The sequence below is a fragment of the Streptomyces sp. NPDC101191 genome (assembly GCF_044767915.1).
In the GTDB taxonomy this organism is placed as follows: Bacteria; Actinomycetota; Actinomycetes; order Streptomycetales; family Streptomycetaceae; genus Streptomyces.
Genome location: NZ_JBIWOU010000002.1, coordinates 665,165 through 681,327, shown reverse-complemented (window position 1 = coordinate 681,327; position 16,163 = coordinate 665,165). Strand labels below are relative to the sequence as shown.

Sequence of the window (16,163 nt, the reverse complement as noted above, 5' to 3'; positions counted from 1 at the left end):
GGCCCGATCGGCCCCGTCCTGTGGCCCGACCGGCACATGCGCCGCCGCCGGTCGGCGGCCGAGCCTGATCGAGGAGGACACCCGAACGCACCGAAGGAAAGTGGGTGGGTGCCATGAAGGCAGCCGTCTTCCAGGGACCGGGCCCGATCGCCTGGCGGGACGTGCCCGACCCGGGCCTCAAGGACCCCGGCGACGCGATCGTGCGCGTCGACGTCGTCACGATCTGCGGGACCGATCTGCACATCCTCAAGGGCGACGTGCCGGAGGTGACACCGGGCCGGGTGCTCGGCCACGAGGCCGTGGGCACGGTGGTCGAGACCGGCCGGGACGTCCGTACCGTACGGCCCGGGGACCGGGTCCTGATCTCCTGCATCTCGGCCTGCGGCCGCTGCCGCTTCTGCCGCGAGGGCCGCTACGGCCAGTGCCGCGGCGGCGGGGGCTGGGTGCTGGGCCACACCGTCGACGGCACGCAGGCGGAGTACGTACGGGTGCCGTTCGCCGACCTGTCCGTGCACCCGCTGCCGAGCGCGGTGGACGGTTTCGACGCCGTCCTGCTCGCCGACATCTTCCCCACCTCGTACGAGGTGGGCGTCCTGAACGGCGGAGTGCGGCCGGCCGACACCGTCGTCGTGGTCGGTGCGGGCCCGGTCGGCCTCGCCGCCGTCGTCACGGCCCGCCTCTACAGCCCCGGCCGGATCATCGCCGTCGATGTCGCCGCGTCCCGGCTCGCCGCCGCCCGCACGCTCGGCGCCGACGCCACGGCCACCGTCGGCGAGGGGCCAGAGCAACTCGTCGAGGACCTGACGGAGGGGCTGGGCGCCGATGTCGTCATGGAGGCGGTCGGCGTGCCCGAGGCCTTCGAGATGTGCACGCGCATGGTCAGGCCCGACGGCCGGGTCGCCAACATCGGCGTCCATGGCAAGCCCGCGGTGCTGCACCTCGAAGACCTGTGGATCAAGGACGTCACCATCACCACCGGCCTCGTGGACACCTCGTCCACCCCCATGCTGCTGCGCATGATGGCGGCCGGCCGGCTGCCGGCGGCGGACCTGGTCACCCACCGCTTCGAACTCGCGCAGATGGAAGAGGCGTACGACGTGTTCGGCCGCGCGGCCGACACCGGCGCCCTGAAGGTCGCGCTCGGCGGCCCGCAGCACACGGCCGTCGCGGCGGCCGGGTCCCCGGAGGCCGGATGACCGGAACGCCCGCGGGACCCCGGCGCTCCCCGCCGCCCCGCGGGGTCGTCCTCGACACCGACGGAGTGCTGCTGGACTCCGCCGCCGTTCACGCGGCGGCGTGGAAGACCGCGTTCGACGCCTGCCTCGGTCCGTTCGGGCCCGGGGCGGGCGGGCAGGCGCCGTTCGACCCGGACGCCGACTACCGCCGGTATGTCGACGGGAGGTCCCGCTACGACGGCGCCGCCGCGTTCCTGACCGCCCGCGGAGTCCACCTGCCCCGGGGCGCACCCGACGACCCTCCCGGACGCGACAGCGTATGGGCGGTGGCGGCACGCAAGGAGGCCGCCTTCCGGGATGCCCTCGCCGCCGAGCCGGTCGTTCCCTTCGCGGACGCCCAGGCGGCGCTCGGCATCCTGCGTGACCTCCACGTGCCCTGTGCCGCCGTGTCCGCGTCCCGGCACGCTCGGGTGCTGCTCGGCTCCGCCGGGCTCACCGCCTTCCTCGCCGCCGTCGTGGACGGCGAGGACGCCGCCCGGCTCGGCCTGGCCGGCAAGCCGGACCCCGCCCTCTTCCTGTACGCGGCCGGACTCCTCGGCACCCGCCCCGGCGACACCGCGGTGGTCGAGGACGCACTCGCCGGAGTCCGCGCCGGGCGCCGCGGCGGCTTCGGCACCGTCGTCGGCGTGGACCGCACCCCGGACGCACACGGGACCGCCGCACTCCGGGAGCACGGCGCCGACCTCGTCGTCCCCGACCTCGCGACACTGGTCCGGAGCCTGTGGGGTGAGCGCCGGTGAGCGATGGATGGACCTGGGGCTACGACCGCTACGAGCCGCGGCGGGAACGCCTGGTCGAAGCGCTCTGCACGCTCGGCAACGGCCGCTTCGCCACCCGGGGATCCGCTCCCGAGTGCGCCGCCGACGCCACCCACTACCCGGGCACCTACCTGGCGGGCTGCTACGACCGCCTCACCTCGGTGGTGGCCGGCGCGCGGGTCGAGAACGAGGACCTGGTCAACCTCCCCGACTGGACGCTGCTGCGCTACCGCTGCCTCCCCGACGACGGACCGCCCGGCGCCTGGCTCACCCCCGACGCGCCGGACCTGCGCCACTACGACGTGCGGCTCGACCTGCGCGCCGGAGTGCTGAGCCGCCGCCTCTACTACCAGGACGCCCGCGGCCGCGGACTGCGTGTCGTCCACACCCGGATCGTGCACATGGGGGACGCCCGCCTCGCGGCCCAGCGCACCCGGTTCACCGCCTACGGCTGGAGCGGAGCCGTCGAGGTGCGGTCCGTCCTCGACGGGGCGGTCACCAACGCCGGGGTCGAGCGCTACCGGAACCTGGAGGGGCGTCATCTCGTCGACCACCGGAGCGGGTTCACACCCGGCGGGGTCGCCCGGCTGACCTGCCGTACGACCGACCCCGGCCTCCTGATCGCCCTGGCCGTCCGTACCGCCACCCGCCCCGCGCGCCCGGCTTACGAGACCGCCACGCGGACCGGCACCGTCCAGACCTTCCTCCTGCCGGCCGGCCGCCGCTCGGCGACCGTCGTGAAGACCCTGGCGCTGCACACCTCGGCGGACCGCCCCGCCGCCGACCCGCTCGCCACGGCATGCGAGGCGGCCGCCCGGGCCCCGGCCTTCGACCGGCAGGTGCTCACGCACACGGCGTCCTGGCGACGCCTCTGGGAACAGGGAGAGATCGACGTCCCCGGGGAGGCGGGCCGCATTCTGCGGCTGCACCTCTTCCACCTGCTGCAGACGCTCTCCCCGCACACCGCTGAACTCGACGTCGGCGCTCCCGCCAGAGGCCTGCACGGCGAGGCGTACCGCGGGCACGTCTTCTGGGACGAGCTGTTCGTGCTCCCGTACCTCGACCTCCACTTCCCCGAGGTGGCCCGGTCCCTGCTCCTGTACCGGCACCGCCGCCTCCCGGCCGCCCGCGCCGTCGCCCGCGCGGCCGGCGGCGTGGGGGCCAGGTACCCCTGGCAGAGCGCGAGTTCGGGCCGCGAGGAGACCCAGGCACTGCACCTCAACCCGCGCTCCGGACGCTGGCTGCCCGACCACTCCCGGCTCCAGTGCCATGTGGGCTCGGCCGTCGCCTACAACGTGTGGCGGTACGCACGGACCACCGGCGACCGCGGCTTCCTGCACGCCGAAGGGGCCGAGACGCTGCTGGAGGTCGCCCGCTTCTGGGCCGGCGCCGCCCACTACGACCCGGAGCGCGGGCGCTACCGGATCCGCGGGGTCGTCGGTCCGGACGAGTACCACGACGCCTATCCCGGCGCCACGGCCCCGGGCATCGACGACAACGCCTACACGAACGCCACCGCGGCCTGGGTGCTGGCCCGTGGCCTCGATCTGCTCGGCGAACTGCCGGACGCCCGGCGGGCGGAGCTGCGCGAACGCCTGTCGCTCGACGATGCCGAGCTCGCCCGCTGGGAGGACGTCTCCCGCCGCCTGTACGTGCCCTTCCACCGGGGCGTGGTGAGCCAGTTCGAGGGCTACGGCGAACTGGCGGAGCTCGACTGGGAGGGGTACCGCGGCCGCTACGGCGACATCCGTCGCCTCGACCGCATCCTGGAGGCGGAGGGTGACACGGTCAACCGCTACCAGGCGTCGAAGCAGGCCGACACGCTGATGCTCGGCTACCTCTTCCGGCCCGAGGAGCTGTACGAGTTGTTCGCCCGGCTCGGCTATCGGCTCGACGACGACGTGTGGCGCGCCACCGTCGCCTACCACCTGCGCCGCACCAGCCACGGCTCCACGCTCAGCAGCCTCGTCCACGGCTGGGTGCTCGCCCGGCAGAAGGGGGCCGACGCCTGGCGCTACTGCGCGGAGGCGCTGCTCGCCGACGTGGCCGACATCCAGGGCGGGACGACCGGCGAGGGCATCCACCTCGGCGCGATGGCGGGCACGATCGACCTCGTCGAACGCGGGATCACCGGCCTGGAGGCCGGACCGGAAGGGCTCCGGGTGGCCCCGGTGCCGCTGGCCGAGATCCCGCGCTTCCGCTTCACCCTCTGCTTCGGCGCCCATCGAGGCGTGCGGGTGCGGGTGCTGCCCGGACGGCTCGCCGTCCGTGTCCCGGCCTCGCCCGGCTCCCAGGACCCCCTCACCGTGGTCCTCCCGGGGGACCGGACGTACACCGTCGCACCGGGGCGGGAGCGCTGGTTCCGCCTGTGAGCCGACCCTTCCGGGTCACGGCTGTGCAGGGCTCGCGGCCCTCCCGACCGCTGTGGGCCCCTGCGATCCCACGGCCGAGGGCCTCCGCCTTCACCGTGCGGCGCGGTGCCCGGCGGTCAGACGAAGGTGAGCACCTCGGCGACGGGCCGGCGGGGCGTGGCCCTGCCGCGGGGCCCGTACCCCAGTCGGACCACCATGTGCACGTAGCCCGTCGTCGACCCGGGGTCCCGGGCCACGGAGCGGAGCTCCGGCCATTCCAGCGGCTGGGAGATCAGCGAGGTGGAGAGCCCGTCGAGGGTGGCACGGAGCAGGACCCGCTGCAGCGCCTGGCCGGCCTTCAGCCACTCCGCCGGAGTGTCGCCGACCGTGCCGAGCAGCACGAACTGGGGGCTCCTCTCGAAGCGGGCCGAGACACGGCCGGGCACCGGTCGGTGGGAGGCGAAGTCCCGGACCGGGGCGGTGACGTCGTACTGGCGCGGTCCGAAGGCGTACGAGGGGATCCCCTCGGTCCCGGGACCCTCGTCGGCCGCCCCGGTACGGATCCAGGCGTCGATCTCCTCGCGCACGGACGCGTCGGCGGACTCGAGCCGCTCCGAGTCGTGCACCAGGTCCAGCACCGTGTCCGCGTGCCAGGCACCGGGTACGACCAGTCGGCAGTCCTCCAGGAACGCGGCGGAACGCAGCCCGTCGAGGATCTCCGCCGGGACCCGCTCGTCGGTGAACGGGAAGCGGCTGGTGTGCCGCTCCCGGAGCGCCGGGTGCAGCACCGCCAGCTCGTCGTCGTACGTGCCGACGGCCGGGGGAAGCCGGACGTCGGCCAGGTGCCAGGGGTCGCCGGGGTCGGGCAGCAGACGGACCGCGGCGTGCCGGCCCCGGTGCGCGGCGGCCACCCGCAGGCCGAACAGGGCTGCCCCGCAGCCCAGATGGAGGGCGCGGTGATCCGGGTCCTCGTGCGGCAGGGCCCGCGCGGGGTCGCCGCACAGCTCGACGGTGCCGGTGTCCGTCCGGTGCACGAACCTCCACGGCTGCGCGTTGTGCATCGACGGGGCGGTGACGGCGTCCTCGACGAGCGACGTCACCAGCGTGCGGGTCGGAGCGGTGTCGGACACGGTGCCTTCTCCCTTCCGGAGCGTGACCGCGGGGGTCGTCACAAGGGCGCGTGAGCGGTGCGGGCGGGAAGCGTGAGGCGGGTGTCGTCCTCCTGGAAGGACAGGCGGTCCACGACCGCGACAACGCCGTCCACGCGGGCGGCGAGGCCGACGAGCATCCTGGCCCGGCTGCGGCGACGGACCCGCCCCCCGACCGTCACCACACCGTCCAGGACGTGCACCTCCACCGCGTCCTCGGGCATGCCCAGGGCGTCCGCCACGATCTCCTCGCAGATGCGTCTGCGTATCTCCGCGTCGGGGCGGAGGAAGACCCGCAGCAGGTCGCGCCGGGTCACGATCCCCACCAGACGCTCCTCCTCGTCCACGACCGGAAGGCGCTCCACGCCCCGGCGGACCATCAGCCGCGCCGTGTCCCCGGCGGTCTCCTCGGCGTGGACGGTCACGGCAGGGGCGGACATCAGGTCCTGAACGGTCGGCTCACGGCGGGCCAGCAGATCGCTCGCGGAGACGACTCCGACCACGCGGTCGTCCTCGTCGACGACGGGCAGTCCGCTGATGTCGTGCTCCGCGAGCAGCTTCGCGACCTCCCTGAACCCCGTCGAGGAGACGGCGGAGACGACGTCGTCGGTCATCAGGTCGGCGACCTTCAGGTGCCTCATCGCCACACCTCCTCTGCGCGCGTCCCGAACGTGGGGCCTGCTGGGCCTGCTTTCCGTTCCACCACGGTCCAACGCCCGCCGGCGGCCCGGGAGGGCCGAACGGTCCCCTTCGCACGGACCGACAGGGTCCACGCTTGGCCTCTGCGGCCCTCCGGCCGGGCGGACGCCGGATGCCACGGTGGGACCAGTGCGGGAACGGGACCGAGACCAGTCCCGGGGACGCGTGAGGAGGAGCCATGGACACGACCAGGAACCGCACCGGCCTGGGCAGGGTCGTCGTCGGCGTGGACGGATCCCCCTCCGCCCGTGCGGCGCTGACGTGGGCCGCGCGGGAGGCGGTACTGCGGGGCAGCGGTCTCTGCGTCGTCCACGCGACGGACACCTCCGCCCTGTACCTCTCCGAGGCGGAGGGCGACCGGATCCAGCGGGCGGGCCTGGAGCTCCTGGACACGGCGGCCGCCACCGTCGCGGCACTCCACCCCGAACTGACCGTCGTCACGGAACTCGACACCGGAACGGCCCCCCGCGCCCTGCGCGCCGCCGCCGCCCTGAGCGGCACGATCGTCGTGGGACACCGGGGGCTCGGCGGATTCTCCTCGCTGCTGCTCGGATCGGTCGGCCTCGAACTCGCGGCCGGTGCCACCACCCCGGTCGTCGTCGTGCGCGAGGCCGCCGAGCCCGCCGAGGCCGGCGCCGTGCTCGCGGCCGTCCGGGACGCCGACGACCTCGGCTGCGCCCGCGCCGCGGCCCGCGAGGCGATGCTGCGCAAGGTGCCCCTGCGGCTTCTGCACGTGTGGGGCACCATCCCGGCCGGCGGCGTCAGGGCACTGCTGCCGGGCGGACCCGAGGAGGCCGCCCACGCGCACGTGCGCGCGCTGTCCGAGGTCACCGAACGCCTCCGGGAGGAGTTCCCGGAACTCGCCCTGGACGCCGAGGGCGAGAAGGACCACAGCGTCGCCGGTGCGCTCGTCGAGGCGTCGCGCCACGCCGACCTCCTGGTCACCGGCGGGCGGCGCGCCCCCGGGTACCTCGGACCGACGCTCGGCAGGACCACCCTCGGTCTGCTCCAGCACGCCCACTGCCCGGTGCAGCTCATCCCGCGGCAGGGAGCCGGCCACGGCAGTACGTCCTGACCGGCGCCCCGAACGGCGGTGCCCCTCGGTCGGAGCGGCTCGGCGGGTGCGGCGGAGGCATCCGGACTACCGTGAAAGCGGGCGTGGCGGATGCCGTCCGCGCGCCCGACGTGACGGCGGGATCCGCGCCCACCTGACGGCGGGATCTTCCAGCGGCCGCCGTCGACTTGCCGGCGGAGGGTGCGATGGACGGGGAGGCGCGGGACGACCGTGAGGAGCGGGACGACCGTGCGAGTCAGGAGGGCCGGGAGGGGCGGGAGGGGCGGGAGGGCCTGCAGGACTCCGGGTCCGTGGACTCACGACTTCCGCGGCTGCGGCTGGACGAGCTGCTGGACGAGCTCCAGGCGCGCATCGACGAGGTCCGGGGCACGAGGGACCGGCTCAACGGGCTCCTCGAAGCCGTCATGGCGGTCGGCCGGGAACTCGACCTGCCGCAGGTGCTGCGGGGCATCGTGGAGGCCGCGGTCACCCTGGTGGACGCGGAGTACGGGGCCCTCGGCGTCATCGGCGACGACAGGACGCTCTCCGAGTTCGTCCCCGTGGGGATCGACGACGAACTGCGGGGCCGGATCGGCGCCCTGCCCTCCGGACACGGCATCCTCGGCGAGCTGATCCGCAACCCGCACCCCTTGCGCCTCACCGAGCTGTCGGAGCACCCCGCCTCGTACGGCTTCCCGCCCCACCACCCGCCGATGCACTCGTTCCTCGGCGTGCCGATCCGTGTCCACGACGAGGTGTTCGGCAACCTCTACCTCACCGAGAAGCGCGGCGGCGCCGACTTCGAGGCCGAGGACGAAGCCGTGGTGACGACCCTCGCGATCGCGGCCGGCATCGCCATCGAGAACGCCCGCCTGTACGAGGAGGGGCGGCTCCGGCAGCGCTGGCTGGCTGCGAGCTACGACTTCACCCGCGCCCTCCTCTCCGGGGCGGAGGAGTCCGAGGTCCTCGACGGGATGCTCGAACAGTCCGTGGACATCGCCGGTGCCGACATGGGCGTCTTCTACCTGGTCGGCCCGGGCGACGAGCTCAGGGGCTCGCTGGCCCGCGGCGAGGGGGCCGACGCCCACCAGGGCGTGGTCCTGTCGAGCATCGAGGGAACCCTCGCCGCGGCCGCCCTGCTCCAGGACGGCCTGGTCGCGGTGGCGGACGTGGAGCACGACCAGCGGGTCACCGTCCAGCCCGAGCGGTGGAAGGGCTTCGGGCCGGCTGTGGCCGTCGCGGTCGGCACGAAGGAGAGGCTGAGCGGTGTCCTGATCCTCGCCCGCCGCCGGGGCCGACCGCCCTTCGCGGGAGCCGAGATCGCCGCCCTCCCGGGATTCGCCGGCCAGGCGGCCCTCGCCCTGGAACTGGCCGACCGGCGTCGCGACGCCGAGCAGGTGAGCCTTCTGGAGGACCGCGACCGGATCGCCCGTGACCTGCACGATCTGGCCATCCAGCGGCTGTTCGCCACCGGCATCACCCTGCAGAGCGCGCGCCGCTTCGTCGAACACCCGGAGGCGACGGAACGGCTGACCCGGGCGATCGACGACCTCGACGCCACCATCAAGATCATTCGGTCGAGCATCTTCGGGCTCCGGGAACACGAGTCCCCCGGAGCGGCCCCGAAGCTCAGGAACCGCATCGTCAAAGCTGTGGACGAGGCGGCGTCGACACTCGGATTCGCCCCTGCCCTGCGCATGGAGGGCCTGCTCGACACCGATGTGCCGGCCGAGGTGGCCGACGAGGTGATCGCTGTCGTCGGCGAGGCCCTCACCAACGTGGCCCGTCATGCCCGGGCCCGCCACGTGGAGGTGGCGGTCGTCGTCGAGGACGGCGCTCTGGCGGTGACGGTGGGCGACGACGGCGTCGGCATCCCGGCGGGCGTGCCCCGCAGCGGTCTGCGCAACCTGGCCGAGCGGGCCGAACGACTGGACGGCGAGCTGTCGGTGCGCGCACGGCCGGGAGCGCCGGGCGGGTCGAGGACTCCCGGGGCGCGTGGAGCGCCGGGCGGGTCGAGGACTCCCGGGGCGCGTGGAGCGCCGGGCGGGTCGAGGACTCCCGGAGCGCCGGGAGCATCGGGTGGGACAGTGCTCGAATGGCGGGTCCCGCTTCCGCCGGACCCGCGGTGAGGTCCGTACGCCTGCGGCCGGGCGCGTCCGACGAGAGGCGGGCTCCGTCCGACGCCTTCCGTCCAACGCCTGGCGAGGTCCGCCCGACGTGGGGCGAGGTCCGTGCGGCGACCGCCGAGTCCCCTCCCAGCCTCACCCCGCCGAGTCCCTCCCGACCCCACAGGGGAGCCCGTGCCGACCGCCGAGTCCCTCGCGTCCCCACTGGTGAGCCCGTGCCGACCGCCGAGTCCCTCGCGTCCCCACTGGTGAGCCCGTGCCGACCGCCGAGTCCCTCCCGACCCCACCGGTGAGCCCGTGCCGACCGCCGAGTCCCTCCCGACCCCACCGGTGAGCCCCTGCCGACCGTCGGACAGCGGACTACCTCTCCCCGGCCTCGTGCTCGTGGGCCTGCGCGGCGATGACGGCAGCCTGGACCCGCCGTTCCACGCCCAGCTTCCCGAGCAGCCGCGAGATGTGGTTCTTGACCGTCTTCTCCGACAGGTACAGCTGCTTGGCGATCTGGCGGTTGGTGAGCCCCTCGCCGATCAGGTCGAGCACGGAGCGCTCGCGCTCGGACAGTCCCGCGAGCCGCTCGTCCTCCGGCGGCCTGGCCGCCTCGGGGTCCCGCAACGAGTGCATCAGCCGTGCGGTGGTGGCCGGATCGAGCATCGACTGCCCCGTGGCGACGGTCCGTACCGCCGACACCAGGTCGGAGCCCTTGATCTGTTTGAGTACATAACCGGCGGCCCCCGCCATGATCGCGTCGATCAGGGCGTCCTCGTCGTCGAACGACGTCAGCATCAGACACGCGAGCCCCGGCATCCGCGAGCGCAGCTCCCGGCACACCGAGATCCCGTCCCCGTCGGGCAGCCGTACGTCGAGCACGGCCACGTCCGGCCGCAGCGCGGGCCCCCGGGCCAGCGCCTGGTCCGCCGTCGCCGCCTCCCCGACCACCTCCATGTCGGGCTCGTCGTCGATCAGATCACGCAGCCCCCTGCGGACGACCTCGTGGTCGTCCACGAGGAAGACCCGCGTGGGCCCCTCGGCTGCCGGAAGATCGGTCATGGCGACCCCTGTGCTCGGTGGGTTCGTGCCCGGTGGGTTCGTGCCCGCCCCTACAAGGATTGTCCGTCAAGCGGCGGCGTCCGGGGCGTCGGGACGACGGGTGCCGGGCTGCGTCGGTACCCCGGCGACGCCTTCCACGGCCCCGGCGGCCCGTGATCCGCGCAGCGCGAGGCCCGAGCACCACACCCACTCGCTACCGGTCCGTCAGGGCGACAATTTCCTTGTAGGGAGCGTCACGGCCGATCGCCATCGTGGTGGAGGCGTGTGAGGGGTGCTCTTCCCGGGCAACCGCCCCGTCGCCCCCGGTTTCGCAGCGCCGAGGAGGAGCCATGGACAGAGAGATCCCCGCCCGGCCGGAGCTCGGCGCCGTCGCCGTGGGGGTCGACGGATCGCCCTCCGCGCGGACGGCCGCGCTGTGGGCAGCCGCCGAGGCGGACCGCCGGGGGAGGTCGTTGCACCTGGTGCACGGAGGGGACACCGACCGCCGGGCCCTTTTCGCCGACGCCGACACGATCCAGGCCGTACGCGAAGCGGGCCGCGACCTGCTCGCGGAGACGGCGGAGGCGGTCCGCGAGCGCTTCCCGGATCTCACCGTCACCAGGGAACTCAGCCGGCGGGAGCCGATCGCCGGCCTGCGGGCGGCCGCCGGGCACCGGGGCACGATCGTGGTGGGACACCGGGGGCTCGGCGGTTTCGCCACCCTCATGCTCGGCTCTGTCGGCCTGGGAGTGGCGGCCCGGGCCGACGTGCCCGTGATCGTCGTCCGCGGGGAGGCCGAGCGCCCGGAGACGGGTTCGGTGACCGCGGCCGTGCACAACAGCGCCGACCTGGAGTGGCTGCTCGTCGCGGCGGCCGAGGCGCAGGCCCGTAAGGCCGCGCTGCGTCTCGTCAGCGTGTGGAACGTGCTCACCCACGTCGGGAGCATAACGACCATGCTCGACGATTTGGACGTGGTCGCGCGGCGCCGGGTGCGAGGCGCGAAGGAGCTCGCCGACCGGGTGCGCGAGATCTATCCCGACCTGATCGTCGGGCACCACGTGGAGACGGGCACGAGCACTCCCGGCATCCTGATAGACGCCAGCAGTCACACCGACCTGATCGTCATGGGCCGCGGCCGCCGTCCCCTGGGCATCGGGCCCTCGCTGGGGCGCGTCGCCCACGCCCTCATCCACCACGCGCACTGCCCGGTCGAGATCGTGCCGCCCGCCTTCGTGGCCAGGAACGCGACGCACGAGGGGCCCGACACGGACTCGGACGAGGGACCGTGAGCCGTGAGGGACGCCGTCACCGGAGGGGACCGGGCCGGGCCGGGTCCTCGCCGCCCTGGTCGAGACGGAAGGGCGGGTAGGCGTCCGTCATGAGGGTCGCGTAGGCCGCGACGCGGACGACCCAGCGGTTCAGGCCGACGATCAGGGCGAACAGGTCGCGCGGATAGCGGTCGGCGAACGCGACGGCGAAGCCCGCGATGAGGGTGAGCAGCGCGATCAGGCCGCCCCCCGGCCAGTGCGCGCGCATGCCGCCGGTGAAGAAGGCGATCACGAGGTACTGGGGGATGGCGAGCAGCCACCACTTGACCAGGACCAGGGAGCGGGAGAGCCGCTCCGGGTAGACGATGTCGAGCCGGGCCGGGTAGTCGGGCTCGGGCCCCAGGCTGAAGGGCGGGTAGCGGTCGGTGCCGAGTGCGCCGTACGCGTAGTACGACACGCGCCACGACCAGCGGAGCACGCCGAGGTTGAAGTCGAACAGGGCCCGTGGGAAGCGTTCCGTGAACAGGATGGCGAAGAAGGCGATCACGGTCACGACGAAGAACGCGATCCAGAGGAAGAGCAACACGATCCAGTGCGGGATGACCAGGATCCACTTGATCAGCCAGAGCCAACGGGACAGTGGGCTGTCGAGTCGGGCGGTCACCACCACCACGGGCGGGTAGACGGCGGGCTGCGTGTCCATGGGCGTCACTTCCTCGCCGGGTCGGTCGACGTCGGCCCCGACTCCCCTCTCTCAGGATGACCCGGATTTCCCGCCTGGTCCTCACGAGCAGCAGGCAGGCCCTCGCGCCCATCCGCCAGCCCCTCACGCCCGTCCGCCAGGCACTCACGCCCATCCGCCAGCCCCTCACGCCCATCCGCCGGGCCCTCGCGACCGGTCGCCAGCCCCTCGCGACCGGTCGCCGCGTCCTCACGGGCGGCTGCCATGCCCTCGTGACCGGCCACCGCGTCCTCACGAGGGTTGACCCACGAGGGACTGCCCCACGAGGGGCTGCCCCACGGGGGCTTTCCGGGTCCTCAAGGGCGCCCGTGATCGGTGGCGTAGGCGGCGAAGACCTGCCGGGGTGGCCCGCCGGTGCGCAGGAAGCGTTCGTCGAGCACGGTGGCCAGGTCCTCGAGCGCCGTGTGCAGCACCGTCGCGGAGAGCCGGACGTCCGGGTGGGCGGCCTGGGCCGCCCGGTCCGCCAGCTCGGCGGCGTGGCCGAGCTGCCGGGGCAGGGACGTGTTCTCGTCGCCGTCGAAGAAGTAGTACGACTCCGCGTACTGCAGGAAGTCCACCGTGATCGTGGCGATGCCCGAGGCCAGGGAATCGAGGAGCGCGGCGCCCCCGGCGGAGTCGAACGCCTGGGCGCCGGCCCTGCTGCGGCGCACGTGGGACAGGCGCAGGGCGAGGGCCCGGCGGCGGGCCAGGGCCGGGTAGATCCCGAGCATCCAGGCGACGGTCGCGGAGAGGAGGGCGAAGCCGATCAGGGCCTCCATGGGGGCGAGCACCCGCAACCAGCCGGAGGTCGGCGCGATGTCGCCCAGGCCGAGCGTGGCGAGGGTGACCAGGGAGTAGTAGAGGGCGTCGCCGGGGCCCGCGTGCTCGGCGGGGGTGAGCCCGGAGGCGTACGAGAAGTCTTCGGGCATGTGCGGCCAGTAGACGAGGGCCCATCCGACGGCCATGGTCAGCGACCAGAAGGCCACGACGCCCATCATGCCCACCGGACCCGAGAGCCCGGCCGGCCGCCACGGCACCCTACGGAGGCCCGAGAACCGCCACGCGGACCTCATGACCAGCCTGCTGAGCCCGCCGTGGCGGGTGGGATGCCAGAGGGTGTGGAAGACGTCGCGGAGGATGAACAGGACCAGGGCGGCACCGACGAAGGTCGGGAACCAGGTCGTTACGACGTCCACCGCCCGGCCCCCGTCCGTGCCTCGATCCGATGGCGTACGACGGTGGTCAGGGTCGTGAGCCGCGTCGACGCGGCCGGCACCGGCGCCACCGGATCCTCGATGCGCCGGGCCTCCTCGGGAAGCGCGGCCAGATCGGTCTCGAAGCGGGCGCGGGCCGCGGCCAGGGTGTCGGGCGGACCCGTGCGCAGCCCGCCGCGCATCACGGTGTTCAGCAGGGGCTCCGTGCCCTCGGGAGGCGGCTCGTTCGCGAGTCCGACGACGTCGTGCAGCCCGGGTCCCCGGAAGACCTGTTTGCGCCCCGGGGCCGTCACCTTCGCCGACGAGAGCTTCATGACGGGCCGCCCGTCGTACTCGACGAGCTTGTACGCCATGTCGAGGTACGGGGCGTCGGCGGCCGTGCCGACCTTCGACCCCACGGCGTAGGCGTCGATCGGCGCCCCGTCCCGTACCAGCCGGTCGACCTCGTACTCGTCCAGGCCGCCGCTCGCGATGATCCGTACGCCTGCGGGCCCCGCCGCGTCCAGAGTGGTGCGGGCCCGGCGGGCGAGGGCGCCGAGATCGCCGCTGTCCAGGCGGACCGCGCACTCGGGGCCGAGCCCGAGATCGGCGAGGACGCGCGCGGCGGTCGCGACGCCGCGCTCGGTGTCGTAGGTGTCGACGAGGAAGGTCACCGGACCCGGATGGGTGCGCGCGAAGGCCCGGAACGCGGCCTCCTCCGAAGGGAAGCTCTCGACGTACGAGTGCGCCATCGTGCCCGCGGCCGCGATGCCGTACCGGCGGGCGGCCGCGATGTTGCTGGTGCCGGCGAAGCCGACGAGAGCGCCGAGGCGCGCCGCCTGAAGACCGGCCTCGGGCCCGTGGGCACGGCGCAACGAGAAGTCGATCAGCGGCCGCCCGGCGGCGGCGACCACGCAGCGCGCGGCCTTGGACGCGACCGCCGTCTGGTGGCAGAGGAGCGCCAGGAGGTACGTCTCCACGAGCTGCGCCTGCGGCAGGGGGGCGGTGACCTCCAGGAGCGGCTCGCCGGCCAGTACCAGCCGCCCCTCGGGCACGGCGCGGACCTCGCCGTCGAAGGACAGGCCGTGCAGCGGTTCGAGATCCTCGACGGGCCGCCGGAGGGCCGCGGCGAAGTCCTGGACGTCGGATCGGCCCACGCGGAAGCGGCCGAGGTAGTCCAGCGCCGCTTCGAGCCCGGCGGCGACGAGGAACCCGCGGCCCGGCGGGAGGTCGCGGACGAAGAGGCTGAAGGTGGCCGGGGCCCGCATGTCCTCCCGCAGGTACGAGAGCGCCATCGTGACCTCGTACAAGTCGGTGGTCGTGACCTGGGACATGCTTCGAGCATGCGCGGCGCGCCCGGGTCCCGCACGGGGACGGGACGTGCAGGCGGTCTGCGGGGGAGTCCCGGCGGGGCGCTGCCTGCCGGGTGGGGGAACGGTGTCGCGGGCCGGCCGGCCGGGGCTGTACGGCCGGCCGGGGCGGTACGGCGACCGGTGAGGACGGTGGGGCGGCAGCGGGGGTGAGGACGGTGGGGCGGGGGACCCCGCTCTCGGCACCGGCGGGGGGCGGCGGTGGTTCAGTCGTGGGGGACCAGGGCGACGGGCGCGCGGCTGTGGTGCAGGACGGCGTGGGCCACGCTGCCGAGGTGGGAGCCGAGCGTCGAACGCCGGCTGCGCCGGCCCACGACCAGGAGGGCAGCGCCCTCGGAGGTCTGCACCAGCTCCAGTGCGGCCGAGCCGATGGCCACACGTCCGGTGGTGCTGACGTCGGGAAAGGCCCCGCGCCACGATGCGAGGAGGTCGTCGAGCGAACGCTGGATCTCCGGGGCCACGGTGACGCGGAAGTCGGGCGTGACGGAGGGACCGATGCGTGCGTAGAGCGGCAGTTGCTGGGCGTAGACCGCTTCCAGCGGGGCCCGCCGCCTGACCGCCTCCGCGAAGGCGAAGTCCAGGATGTCGTCGACGGGCTCCCGCAGGTCGACTCCGACCGCCACCGTGCCCTGGGGGTCTGGCGTGCCGAGGGACCGGACGAGGACGACGGGGCACTCGGTCCGGCCGGCGACGGTCATCCCGACCGAGCCGACGAGATAGCCGGCCACGCCGCTCATGGCGCGAGAGCCGAGGACCAGCAGCTCGGCGTCCTCGGCCGCGGCGACGAGGCTCGGCACCGGCTGCGAGGGCAGCAGCCGGGTGGTGACCCCGAGGCCGGGGCGGCGTTCGCGCAGTGCGGCCGCCGTGCGCGCGAGGAGTTCCTCCGCCCACGCCTCGGGGTGCTCCCGAGGCACGAGCGGCAGGAGGACCTCCGGCGACGGCTCCTGTACGTGCACCAGGTGGACGCGCGTGCCCCGCAGCGCGGCCTCGTCCGCCGCCCACTCCGCCGCCGCGTTCGCCTGCTCCGTGCCGTCCAGGCCCACCACGATGCTCGCCGTCATGACGGGTCACCTCCGTGCCCACCATCATTCGCGCCCCTGCAGACCGGGGCCACTTCACGCGAACTCGGGCCACCTCAACCGGACCGGGGTCACGGCACGCGGACGGGGTCACGGCATGCGGACTCGGGCCACCTCACCCGGATCGGGGCCACG

13 protein-coding genes are annotated in these 16,163 nt (G+C 74.2%); 6 read left to right on the top strand and 7 right to left on the bottom strand.

All coding sequences use genetic code 11. The features are described 5' to 3' along the window. Nucleotides 1-113: 113 nt before the first annotated feature. The 3 genes from ACIRQF_RS10105 to ACIRQF_RS10095 are packed head-to-tail and all read left to right on the top strand — an operon-like array spanning nucleotide 114 to nucleotide 4,365. A complete protein-coding gene (locus ACIRQF_RS10105) occupies nucleotides 114-1,196 on the top strand; it encodes an alcohol dehydrogenase catalytic domain-containing protein (RefSeq protein WP_404091759.1) in 1,083 nt (360 codons plus the stop codon). Then, a complete protein-coding gene (locus tag ACIRQF_RS10100; protein WP_404090565.1) occupies nucleotides 1,193-1,975 on the top strand; it encodes an HAD family hydrolase in 783 nt (260 codons plus the stop codon). Before ACIRQF_RS10105 ends, ACIRQF_RS10100 begins: the two co-directional genes overlap by 4 nt. Then, nucleotides 1,972-4,365, top strand: a complete 2,394-nt coding sequence (locus ACIRQF_RS10095; RefSeq protein ID WP_404090562.1) for a glycoside hydrolase family 65 protein — start codon at nucleotides 1,972-1,974, stop codon at nucleotides 4,363-4,365. Before ACIRQF_RS10100 ends, ACIRQF_RS10095 begins: the two co-directional genes overlap by 4 nt. A gap of 116 nt (nucleotides 4,366-4,481) precedes the next feature. Here ACIRQF_RS10095 and ACIRQF_RS10090 read toward each other — a convergent pair whose 3' ends face one another. Further along, nucleotides 4,482-5,474 (bottom strand): Acg family FMN-binding oxidoreductase, encoded by a 993-nt coding sequence (locus tag ACIRQF_RS10090; protein ID WP_404090559.1) that lies wholly within the window; start codon nucleotides 5,472-5,474, stop codon nucleotides 4,482-4,484. 38 nt (nucleotides 5,475-5,512) lie between these two features. Next, entirely contained in the window at nucleotides 5,513-6,133 is a 621-nt protein-coding gene (locus tag ACIRQF_RS10085) for a CBS domain-containing protein (RefSeq protein ID WP_376635221.1), read from the bottom strand. Between the two features lie 236 nt (nucleotides 6,134-6,369). On the opposite strand from ACIRQF_RS10085, the gene ACIRQF_RS10080 reads away from it, so the two are divergent. After that, nucleotides 6,370-7,266, top strand: a complete 897-nt coding sequence (locus ACIRQF_RS10080) for a universal stress protein (RefSeq protein WP_404090554.1) — start codon at nucleotides 6,370-6,372, stop codon at nucleotides 7,264-7,266. A 185-nt stretch (nucleotides 7,267-7,451) separates the two neighbouring features. Next, nucleotides 7,452-9,374 (top strand): GAF domain-containing protein, encoded by a 1,923-nt coding sequence (locus ACIRQF_RS10075; RefSeq protein WP_404090551.1) that lies wholly within the window; start codon nucleotides 7,452-7,454, stop codon nucleotides 9,372-9,374. 357 nt (nucleotides 9,375-9,731) lie between these two features. On the opposite strand, the gene ACIRQF_RS10070 is transcribed toward ACIRQF_RS10075, so the two are convergent. Then, nucleotides 9,732-10,418, bottom strand: a complete 687-nt coding sequence (locus ACIRQF_RS10070; protein WP_382481859.1) for a response regulator — start codon at nucleotides 10,416-10,418, stop codon at nucleotides 9,732-9,734. Between the two features lie 329 nt (nucleotides 10,419-10,747). On the opposite strand from ACIRQF_RS10070, the gene ACIRQF_RS10065 reads away from it, so the two are divergent. Then, complete coding sequence (locus ACIRQF_RS10065) at nucleotides 10,748-11,686, top strand: universal stress protein (protein ID WP_404090548.1); 939 nt, start codon at nucleotides 10,748-10,750, stop codon at nucleotides 11,684-11,686. Between the two features lie 16 nt (nucleotides 11,687-11,702). Here ACIRQF_RS10065 and ACIRQF_RS10060 read toward each other — a convergent pair whose 3' ends face one another. From ACIRQF_RS10060 to ACIRQF_RS10045, 4 genes are all read right to left on the bottom strand, one after another. Beyond that, nucleotides 11,703-12,368: a DUF4389 domain-containing protein gene (locus tag ACIRQF_RS10060; protein WP_404090545.1), complete on the bottom strand. Its 666-nt coding sequence runs from the start codon at nucleotides 12,366-12,368 to the stop codon at nucleotides 11,703-11,705. Between the two features lie 335 nt (nucleotides 12,369-12,703). Next, nucleotides 12,704-13,582, bottom strand: a complete 879-nt coding sequence (locus ACIRQF_RS10055; protein WP_404090543.1) for a potassium channel family protein — start codon at nucleotides 13,580-13,582, stop codon at nucleotides 12,704-12,706. Further along, nucleotides 13,570-14,913, bottom strand: coding sequence for a nicotinate phosphoribosyltransferase (locus ACIRQF_RS10050; RefSeq protein WP_389751689.1), 1,344 nt, complete (start codon nucleotides 14,911-14,913; stop codon nucleotides 13,570-13,572). The genes ACIRQF_RS10055 and ACIRQF_RS10050 overlap by 13 nt, the downstream gene beginning before the upstream one ends. 242 nt (nucleotides 14,914-15,155) lie before the next feature. Further along, nucleotides 15,156-16,010 (bottom strand): universal stress protein, encoded by an 855-nt coding sequence (locus tag ACIRQF_RS10045; protein WP_404090540.1) that lies wholly within the window; start codon nucleotides 16,008-16,010, stop codon nucleotides 15,156-15,158. Nucleotides 16,011-16,163 lie beyond the last annotated feature (153 nt).

Coding starts and splice junctions, on each gene's coding strand:
- ACIRQF_RS10105 (WP_404091759.1), top strand. CDS start 114: ATGAAGGCAGCCGTCTTCCAGGGACCGGGCCCGATCGCCTGGCGGGAC.
- ACIRQF_RS10100 (WP_404090565.1), top strand. CDS start 1,193: ATGACCGGAACGCCCGCGGGACCCCGGCGCTCCCCGCCGCCCCGCGGG.
- ACIRQF_RS10085 (WP_376635221.1), bottom strand. CDS start 6,133: ATGAGGCACCTGAAGGTCGCCGACCTGATGACCGACGACGTCGTCTCC.
- ACIRQF_RS10080 (WP_404090554.1), top strand. CDS start 6,370: ATGGACACGACCAGGAACCGCACCGGCCTGGGCAGGGTCGTCGTCGGC.
- ACIRQF_RS10075 (WP_404090551.1), top strand. CDS start 7,452: ATGGACGGGGAGGCGCGGGACGACCGTGAGGAGCGGGACGACCGTGCG.
- ACIRQF_RS10070 (WP_382481859.1), bottom strand. CDS start 10,418: ATGACCGATCTTCCGGCAGCCGAGGGGCCCACGCGGGTCTTCCTCGTG.
- ACIRQF_RS10065 (WP_404090548.1), top strand. CDS start 10,748: ATGGACAGAGAGATCCCCGCCCGGCCGGAGCTCGGCGCCGTCGCCGTG.
- ACIRQF_RS10060 (WP_404090545.1), bottom strand. CDS start 12,368: ATGGACACGCAGCCCGCCGTCTACCCGCCCGTGGTGGTGGTGACCGCC.
- ACIRQF_RS10050 (WP_389751689.1), bottom strand. CDS start 14,913: ATGTCCCAGGTCACGACCACCGACTTGTACGAGGTCACGATGGCGCTC.
- ACIRQF_RS10045 (WP_404090540.1), bottom strand. CDS start 16,010: ATGACGGCGAGCATCGTGGTGGGCCTGGACGGCACGGAGCAGGCGAAC.